15 protein-coding genes are annotated in these 14239 nt (G+C 75.6%); 7 read left to right on the plus strand and 8 right to left on the minus strand.

From position 1 onward, the window contains the following. Positions 1-12: 12 nt before the first annotated feature. Positions 13-567 (plus strand): methylated-DNA--[protein]-cysteine S-methyltransferase, encoded by a 555-nt coding sequence (locus QK442_RS00350; protein WP_282691691.1) that lies wholly within the window; start codon positions 13-15, stop codon positions 565-567. Positions 568-678: 111 nt separating this feature from the next. Next, positions 679-1980 carry an MFS transporter gene (locus tag QK442_RS00355; RefSeq protein WP_282691692.1) on the plus strand — a complete coding sequence of 434 codons (1302 nt, stop codon included), beginning with the start codon at positions 679-681 and terminating at the stop codon, positions 1978-1980. A gap of 12 nt (positions 1981-1992) precedes the next feature. Here QK442_RS00355 and QK442_RS00360 read toward each other — a convergent pair whose 3' ends face one another. After that, a complete protein-coding gene (locus QK442_RS00360) occupies positions 1993-2352 on the minus strand; it encodes a cupin domain-containing protein (RefSeq protein ID WP_282691693.1) in 360 nt (119 codons plus the stop codon). A 287-nt stretch (positions 2353-2639) separates the two neighbouring features. On the opposite strand from QK442_RS00360, the gene QK442_RS00365 reads away from it, so the two are divergent. Together QK442_RS00365 and QK442_RS00370 are read left to right on the plus strand one after the other, a co-directional pair. Then, positions 2640-3560 carry a pseudouridine-5'-phosphate glycosidase gene (locus QK442_RS00365; RefSeq protein ID WP_282691694.1) on the plus strand — a complete coding sequence of 307 codons (921 nt, stop codon included), beginning with the start codon at positions 2640-2642 and terminating at the stop codon, positions 3558-3560. Further along, positions 3557-4483 (plus strand): PfkB family carbohydrate kinase, encoded by a 927-nt coding sequence (locus QK442_RS00370; RefSeq protein ID WP_282691695.1) that lies wholly within the window; start codon positions 3557-3559, stop codon positions 4481-4483. Before QK442_RS00365 ends, QK442_RS00370 begins: the two co-directional genes overlap by 4 nt. Here the strand turns inward: QK442_RS00370 and QK442_RS00375 are convergent. After that, a complete protein-coding gene (locus tag QK442_RS00375; RefSeq protein WP_282691696.1) occupies positions 4475-5122 on the minus strand; it encodes a uridine kinase in 648 nt (215 codons plus the stop codon). The two genes, QK442_RS00370 and QK442_RS00375, sit on opposite strands and share 9 nt — an antisense overlap. A 28-nt stretch (positions 5123-5150) precedes the next feature. Further along, positions 5151-5630, minus strand: a complete 480-nt coding sequence (locus QK442_RS00380; RefSeq protein WP_282691697.1) for a hypothetical protein — start codon at positions 5628-5630, stop codon at positions 5151-5153. Positions 5631-5674: 44 nt separating this feature from the next. Here QK442_RS00380 and QK442_RS00385 point away from each other — a divergent pair, with 44 nt between their 5' ends. The 3 genes from QK442_RS00385 (at position 5675) to QK442_RS00395 (ending at position 7783) form a co-directional block, all read left to right on the plus strand. Next, a complete protein-coding gene (locus QK442_RS00385; protein WP_282691698.1) occupies positions 5675-6454 on the plus strand; it encodes an SDR family oxidoreductase in 780 nt (259 codons plus the stop codon). A 13-nt stretch (positions 6455-6467) separates the two neighbouring features. Continuing rightward, positions 6468-6845 carry a MerR family transcriptional regulator gene (locus QK442_RS00390; protein WP_282691699.1) on the plus strand — a complete coding sequence of 126 codons (378 nt, stop codon included), beginning with the start codon at positions 6468-6470 and terminating at the stop codon, positions 6843-6845. A gap of 179 nt (positions 6846-7024) precedes the next feature. Next, complete coding sequence (locus tag QK442_RS00395; protein WP_282691700.1) at positions 7025-7783, plus strand: DUF2293 domain-containing protein; 759 nt, start codon at positions 7025-7027, stop codon at positions 7781-7783. 43 nt (positions 7784-7826) lie between these two features. Here the strand turns inward: QK442_RS00395 and QK442_RS00400 are convergent, their stop codons facing one another. From QK442_RS00400 to QK442_RS00420, 5 genes are all read right to left on the minus strand, one after another. Next, a complete protein-coding gene (locus QK442_RS00400) occupies positions 7827-8639 on the minus strand; it encodes a chaplin (RefSeq protein ID WP_282691701.1) in 813 nt (270 codons plus the stop codon). A 150-nt stretch (positions 8640-8789) separates the two neighbouring features. Next, a complete protein-coding gene (locus QK442_RS00405) occupies positions 8790-9329 on the minus strand; it encodes a transposase (RefSeq protein ID WP_282692034.1) in 540 nt (179 codons plus the stop codon). Then, on the minus strand, positions 9326-9865 hold the full coding sequence (locus QK442_RS00410) for a winged helix-turn-helix domain-containing protein (protein ID WP_282691702.1): 540 nt from the start codon (positions 9863-9865) through the stop codon (positions 9326-9328). Before QK442_RS00410 ends, QK442_RS00405 begins: the two co-directional genes overlap by 4 nt. Positions 9866-9923: 58 nt before the next feature. Continuing rightward, entirely contained in the window at positions 9924-11207 is a 1284-nt protein-coding gene (locus QK442_RS00415; protein WP_282691703.1) for an SWIM zinc finger family protein, read from the minus strand. After that, the gene (locus QK442_RS00420) at positions 11204-14044 is read right to left on the minus strand and encodes a DEAD/DEAH box helicase (protein ID WP_282691704.1); all 2841 of its coding nucleotides are present in this window, start codon (positions 14042-14044) and stop codon (positions 11204-11206) included. Before QK442_RS00420 ends, QK442_RS00415 begins: the two co-directional genes overlap by 4 nt. Positions 14045-14239: the final 195 nt, after the last annotated feature.

The raw sequence follows: 14239 nt of genomic DNA on the forward strand, positions 1-14239 counted from the left end.
TACGGTGAGGGCATGGACATCGAGGACGGACCGGGGGGCGTGACCGCCGAGTGGGCGGTCGTGGAGAGCGGTATCGGCCCGCTCTTCCTGGCGGCCACCGCGCGGGGGCTGGTGCGGGTCGAGTTCCACGCGGGCGCGGGGCGCCGGGAGCGGATGCCGGAGCGGCTCGCCGAGCAGCTGGGCGCCGTGGTCGTGGAGCGCTCCACGGGGCTGCTCGCGGAGCCGGTGCGGCAGCTGGACCGGTACTTCGCGGGCGCGCTGCGCGCGTTCGACCTGCCGCTGGACTGGTCGCTGACGACCGGCTTCAACCGCCAGGTGCTCCGTGAGCTGGACGCCACCGTCCCGTACGGGACGGTGGTCGGGTACGGGGAGCTGGCGCGACGCGTCGGGCAGCCGGGGGCGGCGCAGGCGGTGGGCGCGGCGATGGGCGCCAATCCGCTGCCGGTGGTGGTGCCCTGTCACCGCGTGGTGGAGAGCGACGGCGGCCTCGGGGGCTTCGGCGGCGGTCTGGAGACCAAGCGGAGACTGCTGGCCCTCGAAGGGGTGCTGCCGGAACCGCTGTTCTGAGGTGCTCGAACCGCTGCGCCGAGCGGCGGGGCCCGGCCGTGTGGGCGGTGCCCGCCCGGGGCCTTGTCCCCGGCTGTTTCCCCCGGGGGTGAGGGCTGGCACACTCCGGTAGTGACCAAAACGCCCGACGCTCCTGACGCCCTCCTCTCCGGGGGGACGACCGTCCCGGTCGCTCCCGCGTCCCTGCCGGCTCTGCGCCGCCGGGTCCAGGCCGTGCTCGTCGCCACCCAGATCCTCGGCGGTCTCGGGATCGCCACCGGCGTCGCGCTCGCCGCCGTCCTCGCCACGGAGGTGAGCGGCACGGACGCGCTGGCCGGGCTCGCCTCGACGGCGACGGTCGCGGGGCCCGCGCTGCTCGCGATGCCGCTGGCGGCGCTGATGGCGCGGCGGGGGCGGCGGGCCGGTCTGGTGCTCGCCTATCTGCTGGGGGCGGTCGGCGCCGGGGTCGCGGTGCTCGGCGCGGCCGTCGGCAGCTTCCCGGTGCTGCTCGTGGGTCTGGTGGGCTTCGGGGCGGGGTCCTCGGCCAATCTCGCGGCCCGGTTCGCCGCCGCCGACCTGGCGGAGCCGGACCGCCGGGCGCGGGCCATCTCGACGGTGGTGTGGGCGACGACGATCGGTGCCGTCCTCGGCCCGAACATCGCGGCACCTGCCGGGCGGAGCGTCGCGGGCCTGGGGATACCCGTGGCGGCGGGGCCGTTCGTGTGGGCCGCCGGGGTGTTCGTCGTCTCGGCGCTGGTGGTGGCGGTGCTGCTGCGGCCCGACCCGCTGCTGACGGCGCGGGCGCTGGCCGCCGCGGACGAGGGCGGGTCGGCGGACCTGCCGGAGGGCCGGTCCCTGCGGGCCGGGCTGCGGGCGGTCCGCGAGTCGTCCCGGGCCAGGATCGCGCTGGTCACGGTGGCCGCCTCGCAGACCGTGATGGTGTCGATCATGTCGATGACGCCGGTGGCGCTCACCCACCACGGGGCCGGCATCGAGCTGATCGGGCTCGTGATCAGCGTGCACATCGCGGGCATGTACGCGTTCTCGCCCGTCATGGGCTGGCTGTCGGACCGGCTCGGCCGGCTGGCGGTGATCGGCCTCGCGGTCGGGCTGCTGGGGGCGGCGGCGCTCCTGGCGGGTACCGCCGGGGCGAGCCACACCCGGGTCGCGGCCGGTCTCTTCGTCCTGGGGCTCGGGTGGTCGGCGGGGCTCGTGTCGGGCTCGGCGCTGCTGACGGACTCGGTGCCGCAGGCGGCGCGGGCGGCCGTCCAGGGCCTGTCGGACACGGTGATGAACACGGCGGCGGGCATCGGCGGCCTGGTGGCCGGTGTGATCGTCTCCCAGGCGGGTTACGGGCCGCTCAACGCCCTCGCGGCCTGTCTGCTGCTGCCGATGGCGGCGCTGGCCCTGCGGGGCTCGCTCCGCAGGGCCTGAGCGCGCCCGGGGTCAGGGCAGGGTGATGTGGTACGCCTTGCGCAGCGTCTCGTGGACGGTCCAGGTGGTGCGGTCGCCCTCGCGCAGGACGCAGGCGTCGCCGGGCCCGATCTCCATCGTGGCGCCCCTCTCGACGGCGACGGTGGCCCGCCCGCTGACGACGACGAAGAGCTCGTTCGCCTCGGTGTCGGTGACGACGCCGGGGGTGATCTGCCAGATGCCGCGCAGCTGCTTGCCGTCGGCGGACTCCCACAGCACCTTGCCGGTCACCTCGGGGCTGCCGGACACGATCTGACCGGGGTCGAGCGGTTCGGTCTCGAGCTCGGCGTCGGGGATGTGGACGGCGAAGGAGGGGAGGTCATGTGTCGTCATGGGCGGTGACTGTAGCCGGACTCCGGGGCGGCAGGTGAGGCCGGGACCGGCGGAACAGATGCTTCCGTTCACCGCTCCGACCAGGCACGTTCCTCTCTCGCGTCGGGGCGACGGATTCCGTACCGGGGTCTTGCCCGCCTCCCGGGCGGCCGGCGGGCCGGTCCGCCCCGGCACACCGGTCGCGGGAGAACCGAATCCGTACCCCACTCGCGCCCTCGTGCGAAAGGGGGGTGGCGGGAGATCGCCAGAGGTGTTTGCGGGGCGGGCGGTCGCGCCAGAAATGGACCATGACCACGACCACACTGGTGTCCGAAGAGGTACGGGAGGCGCTCCGCGAGGGCCGGCCCGTCGTCGCCCTCGAATCGACGATCATCGCCCACGGCCTGCCGCGCCCGCGGAACCTGGCCGTGGCCGTGGAGCTGGAGGAGTCGGTACGGGCCCGCGGCGCCGTGCCCGCCACCATCGCCGTGCTCGACGGCGTGGCGCGGATCGGCCTCGACCGGGCGGGGCTGACCCGGATCGCGGAGGACCCGTCGGTGCGGAAGCTCGGCCACCGGGACCTGGCCCCGGCGCTCGCCACCGGCGCCACCGGGGCGACCACGGTGTCGGCGACGGCCAGGCTCGCCGACGCGGCGGGCATACGCGTCTTCGCGACCGGCGGCCTCGGCGGGGTGCACCGCGAGTGGCGCGAGACCCAGGACGAGTCCGCCGACCTGCGGCTGCTCGCCGAGGTGGGCGTCACGGTGGTGTGCGCGGGCGTGAAGTCGATCCTCGACGTCCCCGCGACGCTCCAGCGCCTGGAGACCCTGGGCGTCACGGTCGCCGGGTACGGCACGGAGACCTTCCCCGGCTTCTACCTCTCCTCCTCCGGGGAGCCCGTCGACTGGACGCTGCGCAGTCCCGCCGAGGTCGCCGCGGTCATACGGGCCCGGGAGGCGCTCGGCCGGCCGTGGTCCGCACTGGTCGTGGCCAATCCGGTGCCGGAGGCGGAGCAGTTGGACCCCGCGCTGCACGACCGGGTCCTGGCCCAAGGGCTCGCCGAGCTGAAGGAGAAGGGGATCACCGGGCAGGCGGTGACGCCCTTCCTCCTGGAGTACCTGACCACGCACACGGACGGCGCGTCCCTGGAGGCCAACCTGGCGGCGGTACGGGGCAATGTGCGGCTCGCGGCGGAGATCGCGGGCGCGTACGCCGCGGGCGAGCGGTGACGGAGGCCGCGGCACCGGCACCGGGCGGCGCGCTGCTGGTCGTCGGGGACGTCGTCACCGACGTGGTGGCCCGGCACCGGACGCCGCTCGCCCCCGCGACGGACACGACGGCCTCGATCCGCACCCTGCCGGGCGGCGCGGGGGCCAACGCGGCCTGCTGGGCGGCCCGTCGGGGCCACCGGGACGTGCGGCTGCTCGGCCGGGTCGGCACGGAGTCGGTCGGCTGGCACGAGCGGGCGCTGCTCGCGGCGGGCGTCCGCCCGCTGCTGGTGCCGGACCCGGAGGTCCCGACGGCCACCGTGATCGCCCTGGTGGACGCGGCGGCGGAGCGCACCTTCCTGACGGACAGTGGGGCGGTGCTGCGCCTGAGTCCCGCCGACTGGTCGGCCGGACTGCTGGACGGCGTGGCCGCGCTCCACCTCTCCGGCTATCTGTTCTTCGCCCCGCCGAGCCAGGCGGCGGCGCTCCTCGCCCTGCGGGACGCCCGGGCGGCCGGGATACCGGTGAGCGTGGACCCGGCCTCGGCCGGTTTCCTGGCGGAGCTGGGCCCTGAGCGGTTCCTCGGGGCCGTCGAGGGCGCGTCCCTCCTGCTGCCCAACGCCGACGAGGCCCGGCTGCTCACCGGCGAGCCGGACCCGGAGGCGGCGGCCCGGGTGCTGAGCCGGCGCGGGCCGTCGGCCGTGGTGACGCTGGGTGCCGCCGGCGCGCTGGTCGCCGAGGGCGGGACGGTCACGGCGCGGGTGGCCGCCCCGCCCGTGGCACCGGAGCGGCGGGTGGACTCGACGGGCGCGGGGGACGCGTTCACCGGGGCGTTCCTCGCGGCGCGGCTCGCGGGCGCGGACCTCGCCGAGGCAGCCCGGGCGGGGTGTGCCGCGGGCGCCGAGGCGGTGACGGTGGTGGGCGGCCGGCCGCCGTCAGTCTGAGCCGAGCGCGCCGAGCCCGGTCCAGGCGGGGTGGCGCGGATCATCGGCCCGTACGACGACGTCGGCGGTCCCGGCCGGGTCGACCTCCGTCTCGTACCGGGCGAAGGCGGGCAGCGTCCAGGACTCCTCGGTGCGCCGGGCGAGGGCCGCGGGCGAGAGGCGCAGATGGACGCTCAGATCGAAGGGGAACCAGTGCCCGAGGAGGAACGGACCGTGGAGCAGGAGGACCCCGCCGGGCGGCAGGGTGACGTACGGGCTGCGGGTCGCCCGGTCCTTGACCGGGTCCCACAGATCGGGCAGGACCCGGCCGGTGCCGCCGGGCTCCAGCGGGGTGAACACCTCGCGCCACAGGGCGCCGATGTCGGTCCAGTCGCCGTAGTACGCGTCGGGATCCTGCCTGCCGTGCTCGTACCGCAGCGACGCGGGCCGCAGGAATCCTTGGGCGGCGACGACGTGCACGGGACGTCCGCGGTCCCTGAGCTGTTCCGCGAGCAGCGCGACCAACTCCTCGCCGCGGGCGGCGGGCGCCCCGTCGACGGCGACCTTCAGCCGGTCGCCGCCGTCGCCGGGCACGAGCCGGTCCAGGTGCTTCGCCAGCCGCCCGGCCATCCGGCCCCAGGTGATCGCCTCGTATCGCATCCCGCCCATTCTGCCCTGCGCCCGCCGCTCACGGCCGGTCCGGTCCGTCCTCCCCGGGGCCGCGCAGCTCCGCCCCGAGCCGCCCGGCGACCTCCGCCGCGACCGCGAGCGGCCCGTCCCAGGCGGTCTCCTGCCACCGGGCGAGCGGGGCCCGCTCCCCCGCCCCGCCCACGGCGTCCAGGCCCAGGATCCAGCCCCAGCTGTCCCCGTCCCACTCCAGTTCCAGGGCGACGACCGGCCGCCCGAGCGCCGCCGCCCGCTCCGTGAGCGTGTCCGCGTCACGGTCCGGCAGCGGTACGAGCCGGTCGGCCAGGATCTCCTCCCGTACGTGGACGAGGTCGAGGCACGCGTACAGCCCCGGGCGTGGCAGGAGCCCGGCGTCCAGGACCTCCCGGGCCGCCATGAGCCGCCTCCGCCGCACCACATGGGCGTCCATCCGCTCCCGTACCTCCCACGGCAGGGCGGCCCACAGCGCGTGGGGAGCGAGGTACCGGTCGTCGTGTGCCATGGACTTGACCTTGTCACTGGCGTCACGGTTCCACCATCGGATTCATGGACACCACCGCCACCACTCCGCCCACCACCGCCCTCGACTCCCCCAGGGTCGTTCTCGTCACCGGCGCCGGGACCGGCATCGGTCGGGCCACCGCGCGGGCCTTCGCCCGGCAGGGCGCGACCGTCGTCGCCGTGGGCCGCCGGCCGGGGCCACTGCGGGAGACGGCCGCCGAGGCCCCCGACTCGATCCACCCCCACCCCGCCGACATCACCGCCGAGGGCGCGCCCGAGGAACTGGTCCGGGCCGTGCTCGCCGCCCACGGTCGCCTCGACGTCCTGGTCAACAACGCCGGGATCGCCGGCGGCGGGCCGCTCGGCACTCTCGACCGGGCCCGGATCACGCCCCTTCTGGAGACCAACCTGATCGCGCCGGTGCTGCTCACCCAGGCCGTCGTGCCCGCGCTGCGCTCCTCGGGAGGCACGGTGGTGAACGTGACGACGACGATCGGGCAGCGCGGCTGGCCGAACAGCTCCGTCTATCCGGCGACCAAGAGCGCCCTGGAGACCCTCACCCGCTGCTGGGCGGTCGAACTCGCCCCCGACGTCCGGGTGGTGGCGGTCGCCCCCGGCGCGATCGAGACGCCGATCGCCGACCACACGGGCCTGACGCCGCAGCAGCGGCAGGCGGTACGGGCCTGGCAGCTCGCGCACACCCCGCTCGGCCGGATCGGCCGGCCCGAGGAGGTCGCCTGGGCGATCACCGCACTGGCCGCGCCCGACGCCGCCTTCCTCACCGGGACCGTGCTTCCCGTCGACGGGGGCGCGCTGGTGGCGTGATACGACTGGACGGATGCGCATCGGTGAACTGGCCCGCAGGACGGGCACGTCGGCACGGGCCCTGCGCCACTACGAGCAGGTGGGGCTCATCTCCTCGGTCCGCGCGGCCAACGGCTACCGGGTGTACGAGGAGGGTGCGGCCGTCCGCGTCGCCAACATCCGCTACCTCCTCGACGCCGGCCTCACCCTGGAGGACGTGTCGGCCTTCCGGTCCTGCCTCGACGGGGACCTGCCGTCGGTGCGTCCCTCCGCGCGCGGCCTGGAGATCGCCCGTGAGCGGCTCGCGGTCCTCGACGCGCGGATCGCCGCGCAGACGGCGGCCCGGGACCGTCTGGCGGCGGCGCTCACCGACCGGTCGGGCAGTGACGGAACCGCCCCGGAACTGCCATGATCTGACGGTCCGAAGAATCTTCGGGCGGTCGGTACGGCGGTACGGGAGGGACGGCCGGGCATGGACGTGACGCCGACAGCGGTGGCGGGCACACTCCTCGGCGTGATCGCCGCCCCCTGCTTCCGGGGACGGGCGACCTTGCGCACGGCCGCGCCCGGGCCCCGCTGAGGGAGGCCGCCGTGGACCTCGTCGCCCCCGTCGTCGTCGAGCCGCTGCGCCGCCGCCGCTGCGCCGAGTGCCGGCAGGGCCCTCTGGAGCGGATGATCGTCGAGTACGGCCGTCCGGTCTGCCTGGACTGCGCCGACCTCGGCCATCTGGTCTTCCTGCGCCGCGGCGACACCGCGCTCACCCGGCGTGCCCGGGAGCGGAGCACCCTGTGGGCGGTGGTGGTACGGCACAACCGGCGCCGTACCCGGTACGAGCGGCAGGGGCTGCTCGTCGAGGAGGCGGCCCTCGCCGCGGCGGAGGAGTCCTGCCTCGCCGACGCGGAGGCCCGGGCCCGGCGGCGAGCCCGGGACGCGGAGCGGCGCGCGGTGCGGGACGCGGAGATCACCGAGGCCCTGCGGGTGGAGATCCTGCGGCTGTTCCCCGCGATGCCGCCGGAGCGGGCGGACGAGATCGCCACCCACGCCTCGGCGAAGGGCAGCGGGCGGGTGGGGCGGACGGCCGCCGGGCGCGCCCTCGACGAGGGCGCCGTGACGGCCGCGGTCCGTGCCTCGATACGGCACGTGGACACGCCCTACGACTCGTTGCTGATGCGCGGCGTCCCCCGGCACCAGGCCCGCACCCGGGTCTCCCCCACCATCGAGACGGTGCTCCGGGCCTGGCGGGAACGGCCCGCCCCACCGCGACCCCGGGAAGCTCCCGGACACCCGGACGCGCCCGGCGTGACGGGCACGACGGGCGCGGAGGGGACGCCGGGCCGGGCGGACCGCTGACGGCTCGGGCCTCAGCGGGGCGGCCCCGGCGTGGAGGTCCGGATCAGACCTGGTCGGCCGCGCGACGGGCGCGGCGGTACACCAGTGCGCCACCGAGGAGGAGCGCGGCGCTGCCCGCGGCAGCGTAGCCGATGCTCTCGCCGCCGCCGGTGGCGGCGAGCGACACGGGGTGGCTCCCGCCCTGCGGCGCGGGCGCCGGCGCGGGCGCCATCGGCGCGGGGACCGAGGGCTTCTCCTGTTCGGCGACCGGCTTCGGCGGCAGGTGGCGCACCGGGGTCTGCGGGCGCGGGGTGGGAACCTCGGCCTGCGGCTCCTCGGGGGTGCTCGGGGCGTTGACACCGGTGTTGCCGACGGCCGGGTTGCCGATGCCGACCACGTTCACCGAGTTGCCGACCACGTTCACCGGCAGGTCGATCGGGAGCTGGATGCCGTTGCCGGACAGCACGCCCGGGGAGCCCTCGGTGTGGCTCTCGGCGGTGGAGCCGCCGCCGTTGACCGCCCCGCCGTCGGAGGAGCCGTCGGCGGTGTCGGTCTGCTCGCCACCGCGCGGGGTCACGGCCTCGTCCTTGTGGGTGTGGCCGGGACCGGTGTCGCCGGGCTCCCCCGTCGGGGCAGAGGTGTTGGCGCAGGTGTTGCCCGCGGCCGGGTTCAGCAGCCCGACCACGTTGACCGTGTTCCCGCAGAGGTTGACCGGTACGTGGACCGGTAGCTGGAGCGTGTTGCCGGAGATGACTCCCGGCGAGCCGACCGCGGCGCCCTCGGCACCGGAGTCCGCGTGGGCGGCGCCCGCCGACAGCGCGAGCGCACCACCCGTGACCATCAGTGTGGCCAGACCACTTCGGCGCATCTGCCTCATGGCTTCCTGCCTTCCGGATTTGCACGGGCGAGTGCCCGTACCGAAATAAACGCGACGAACACGTTTGCCGGATCCGGCCGTTGTGGGGTTTCACCCCTTCGAGGGAAGCGCCGTTCGAGTGAGCGTCCTCGCTGCCTTCTACTGAGGTTTTCAGGGTGGGGTCGGTGGTGTGAGGCTCAGGCCGGTGGCGGTGAGGCAGCCATCGATCAAGTGGGGCCGGAGCTGGATCCTGCGCAACTCTCTGCGGAGTGTGCGGTCGAGGTGCTCGGGAGTTTCGAAGGCGGTGTTGGCCATCGCCCTGCGGACGAGTGACCAGGCGGCCTCGACGGGGTTCAGGTCGGGTGCATAATACGACGGGAGCCGGACGGTGGTGAGCCAGTCGTGCTCGGCCTCGTACCGCTTCAGCCCGGCGGCCAGGTGGGTATTGAGATTGTCCCAGACCACCACGATTGGCCCGCCGAGCTGGATGTGCGCGCGGACCAGCAGGTCGCGGTAGTCCTGCCAGGAGAAGCTCTTGCGCGCGCCCTTGAAGAGGAGATGTGTACGGGGCCGGTAGACCAGGCGACTCTTCTCGCCGGGCTTGTAGCAGCACAGTGCAGCGATGGAGGTCCGGCGGCGGGACCTACCCCTCACCCGGATCACAGGGGTGTGCCCGCGCCGGCCCCAGGTACGGGCCCGGGGCGGCGTCATCGAGAATCCGGCCTCGTCCTCGAAGACGATCCAGGCCCCGGCTGCCGCCGCGGTCCTTTTACCCGGGGCCACACCTCCTTCTTCCACAGCTCCACCGCGTGCTCGTCCCGCTCCAGCGCCCGCCGGGCGGGCGCCTGCCAGGACCAGCCGTGCCGTTTCAGCAACCGCCACACCGTCGCCACCGACACATTCACCCGCAGCCGCCGGCGAATCACGGTCTGGACCCGGGCCAGGGTCCAGCGCTCGTCGTCGAAGCCGTGCGCCGACGGCCCTTTGCCGAGTTCCTCCTCGAGCACGGCGAACTGGGCATCAGTGACGACCGGGGAGTTCGCAGGACCGACCGAGCGCAAAGCCTCCAGGCCGCCCTCGCGCCAGGCACGGCGCCACCGTTCCACCGACCGCACGCTCACCCGCAGTTCTTTCGCGATCACTGCGGTCTTGTCGCCCGCCGCGAACCGCACGCCGGCCTGGAGCCGGATCCCCTCACGAAATGCCCGACGCTCAGCAGTCAGGCCCCCACCCTCCGGATACCTCACACCACCGGCATACCGCAGGGATCATCAACCGTCACCACCCGACGACAACCCGAAAACCTCAGTAACGGCCGAGGAGCGCGGTGAGGGCTCCGACCGGGTCGGCGTCGGGGGCGCCGCGCGGCCACCAGTCCTCGCGGCCGTAATCCGATTCGTACGCGTACCACAGGCCGTCCTTGCCGAGCCGGAGTTGGCGCGAGGGGGTGGAGAGCCGGTTGCGCCAGGGACGGAAGGAGGGGAAGTCGGCGGCGAGGAGGGCGGGTCTCGCCCGGTCGAACGGTCCGGCGGGCGGGTCCCAGGGCTCCTCCAGGACCGCGAGACCCTCCGCGCCGCCCTGGCGCCAGGCGGCGACGGCGCGGGCGAGGTCGGTGGGGGTCCGGTCGAGGGCATGCGCCAGGTCCCGGTAGAGCGCGCGGGTCGAGGCGGTGAGGCCGAAGCCGGGGTGGGCGGCGGCGAGCCGGACCGCGTCCTGCCAGGGGGTGAGGGCGGCGACCGGGTCGTGCCCGGTGGCGAGGAAGGTATGGGCGCGGGCGGCTGCCTCACCGGCCAGGAGGTCGAGGGCGAGAGGGTCGGGGGCGTACGGGTCCGGCGGGAAGACGGCGGGGCGTCCCGGCCGGTCCGGGAGTGGAAGCGGCGGGGGCAGCGGCAGGACGGGCCCTGCGGCGGCAAGCACGTCCCGGGCGGGCACGGCGGGGAGGGCGGGCGCGGTGGGGGTGGACTCGGCGGCGGACCGGGCCGCGTTGCGCCGGGAGAGCTCGGCGAGGAGTTCGCCCTCGCCGCGGCCGCGCATCAGGAAGAGGACGAAGGGGTCCTCGTCGAGGAGGCGGGCCGCCTGGTAGCAGAGGGCGGCGGCGTGCTTGCAGGGGAAGCCGTCATCGGGGCAGGAGCAGTCGGGCAGCAGGTCGCCGGGGGCGGGCAGCAGCCCCTCGACCACCTGCAGGGCGTGCGGGACCTCCTTGTCGAGGAGGGCGGCCATGTGCGCGGGGCGGGCGGCGGCCTGGTCGAGGAACAGCTCCCAGCCGTCGTCGCCGAGGGTCCTCATCCGGATCTCGGTGCGGTACGGGCGGATCCGGCTGCCGTGCACATAGGCGACGACCCGACCGGGGGTGACGGTGACGGCGTCGACGTGGCCGCGCTCCGCGTAGGACCGGCCGCGGGCGAGGCGGGCCGGGTCGAGCGCGGTGCGCTCCAGGGCGCCCACCCAGGCGTTGCCCCACCAGGTGGCGGCGAAGCTCCCGTCGGCGGTCGTGCGGGGCGGGACGGCCGGGAAGGTGCGGCGGCGGTCGTCGTGGCGGGGTGCGGCACCGCGCGCGGGGCGGGCGGTCCGGGCTCCGGGGCGGTTCACGCGGACCTCCTCAGGGAGACCAGGTCGGCCAGTTCGCGGTCGGTGAGTTCGGTGAAGGCGGCCTCGCCGGAGCCGAGGACGGCCTCGGCCAGGGCCTTCTTGGAGCGGAGCAGTTCGGCGATCCGGTCCTCGACGGTGCCCTCGGTGACGAGCCGGTGGACCTGCACGGGCTGGGTCTGGCCGATCCGGTAGGCACGGTCGGTGGCCTGCTCCTCGACCGCCGGGTTCCACCAGCGGTCGTAGTGGACGACGTGTCCCGCGCGGGTGAGGTTGAGGCCGGTGCCGGCGGCCTTGAGGGAGAGCAGGAAGACGGGGACCTCGCCGGACTGGAAGCGGTCGACCATCCGCTCCCGCTCGGCCACGGGCGTGCCACCGTGCAGGAGTTGGCCGGTGATCCCGCGGGCGGTGAGGTGGTCGGCGAGGAGCCGGGCCATCGTCACGTACTGGGTGAAGACGAGCACGGAGCCGTCCTCGGCGAGGATGGTGTCGAGGAGTTCGTCGAGGAGGACGAGCTTGCCGGAGCGGCCGGCGAGGCGGGCGGTGCCGCCGCGCGGGGCGTCCTCCTTGAGGTACTGCGCGGGGTGGTTGCAGATCTGCTTGAGCGAGGTCAGCAGCTTCATCACCAGGCCGCGCCGGGCCATCCCCTCGGCGGCCTCGATCCGGCCCAGGGTCTCGCGGACCACCGCCTCGTACAGCGAGGCCTGTTCACGGGTGAGCGGCACGGGGTGGTCGGACTCGGTCTTGGGCGGCAGTTCGGGGACGATGCCGGGGTCGGACTTGCGGCGGCGCAGCAGGAAGGGGCGGACGAGGCGGGCGAGCCGCTCCACCGCCTCCCCGTTCTCCAGCTCCTCGTGGTTCTCCGCGGCGCGGGCGTGGCGGGAGCGGAAGGCCTTGAGCGGGCCGAGGAGTCCGGGCGTGGTCCAGTCGAGGAGGGCCCACAGTTCGGAGAGGTTGTTCTCCACGGGGGTGCCGGTGAGGGCGACCCGTGCGGGCGCGGGGACGGTGCGCAGTGCCTTGGCGGTCGCGGAGAGGGGGTTCTTCACGTGCTGGGCCTCGTCGGCGACGACCATGCCCCATTCCCGCGCGGCGAGCTGGGCGGCGCGGGTGCGCAGGGTGCCGTAGGTGGTGAGGACGATCCCGCCGTCGGGGCCGCCGAGTTCGCGCGCGGTGCCGTGGAAGCGGCGGACGGGCACGCCGGGGGCGAACCTGGCGGCTTCCCGCTGCCAGTTGCCGAGGAGGGAGGCGGGGCAGACGACGAGGGTGGGTTCGCGGCGGGCCCGGCGCAGGTGGAGGGCGAGGAGGGTGACGGTCTTGCCGAGGCCCATGTCGTCGGCGAGGCAGCCGCCGAGGCCGAGCGAGGTCATCAGGTCGAGCCAGGCGAGGCCGCGGAGCTGGTAGTCCCGCAGGGTGGCGGTGAGTCCGGGCGGGGGCACGGCGGTCCCGGGTCCGGCGAGGAGCCGGTCACGCAGGTCGGCGAGGGCGCCGACGGGCACGGCGGGGACGGTCTCGCCGTCGACCTCGGCGCTGCCGGTGAGGGCGGCGGCCAGGGCGTCGACCGGTTCGAGCAGGCCCAGTTCCCGCTTGCGGGCCTTGCGGACGAGGTCGGGGTCGACGACGACCCAGCGGTCGCGGAGCCGGACGACGGGCCGGTGGGCCTCGGCGAGGAGGTCCATCTCGCCTTGAGTGAGGGGGTCGCCGTCAAGGGCGAGCTGCCAGTCGAAGCGGAGCAGTTCGGTGCTGTCGAAGAAGCTGGTGCCGTCGGTGGCGGAGCCGGGCGCGGAGCGGGCGGGGCGGACGACGGCGGAGGCGCTGAGCGAGCGGGCCAGGTCACGGGGCCAGTGCAGGGTGACCCCTGCGTCGGCGAGCCGGGCCGCGGCGGGGCCGAGGAGGTCGTACAGCTCGGCCTCGGTGACGGCGAGGACGTCGGGCGTGTCCCGCTCCAGGAGGCGGCCGAGCGGGGGCCAGATCCGGGCGGCCCGGCGCAGGGCGAGGAGGGCGTCGATCCGGGCGCGGGGGCCGAAGTGCTCGCCCTCGCCCGCCCACAGGGCGGCGGCGTCGATGACGAGGGTCGGGTCGGCGAGGCTGTGCACCTGGAGGATCGCGGCCGCGGCCTGCCGCTCCGGCCCGCCCTCGACCTCGTCCCCGGTGTCGAAGAGTTCGGCGGCGGAGAGGTCGAGGCGGAGCGAGATCCGCACCCCGGCGTCCATGCCGGCGGCAGCCTCGGCCGCCCAGGTCCGGGCCCGGGGGAGGTGCTGCGGCGCGGTGGCGGCGAAGGGCGCCCCGACCGCGTGCGCGGCGGCGGGGCTACGGGGCAGGGTGTCGGCGACCGCGTCCAGGAAGGCCCGCACCAGGGCCTCCGGGTCGGGCAGTCCGAGCGGGCCGGAACCGGCGACGGGCACGGCGTGCGCCTCGTACGGCATGGCGGCGGCGACGGCCCGCAGATGGGCGATGTCCTCGGCGTCGAGCGGACCGGCCCGCCAGGCGTCCAGGTCCTCGGCGGTGAGCCCGGGCAGAAGTCGGCCGCGGGCGACGAGGTGCAGGGCGTGCAGGGCGGCCGCGCCCCAGCAGGCGGTGGCGGGGTGGGCGGCGGGGCTGTGACGGGCGGCGACCAGCAGCGGCAGGGCGGTGGCGACGGGCAGGGTGACGGCGGGGACCTCCCGGCCGCGGGCGCCGGTGCCGTGCCGGCGGGCGACGGTGATGCGGGTGGGCTCCGCCCCGGCGAGGCCGTCGGGCTCGGGCAGGGCCGCCCCGTCGGGGTCCCACAGGGCGATCCGGCCCTCGCGGGGCAACGCGGCCGGCAGGAAGACCGCGGCACGGGCCGTCCAGCGCTCCGTCATGGTGCCGTCCTCCTCCCCCGGGCTTCACCGGTCCTGCGCGGAGTCTCCGCGCCGGTCCTCCCGACCTTACGGGCGGGGTCTGACAACGACCGCCACCCCGGGTCCCCCGACCGGCCCAGCTGCGGATGACAGCGGCCCCCGGGGGCGGCAGGGTGACGACGACCAGGGCTTTCGCCCCGGGCCTTCCGCCGACCG

This window comes from Streptomyces sp. CC208A, assembly GCF_030010625.1.
GTDB lineage: Bacteria > Actinomycetota > Actinomycetes > Streptomycetales > Streptomycetaceae > Streptomyces.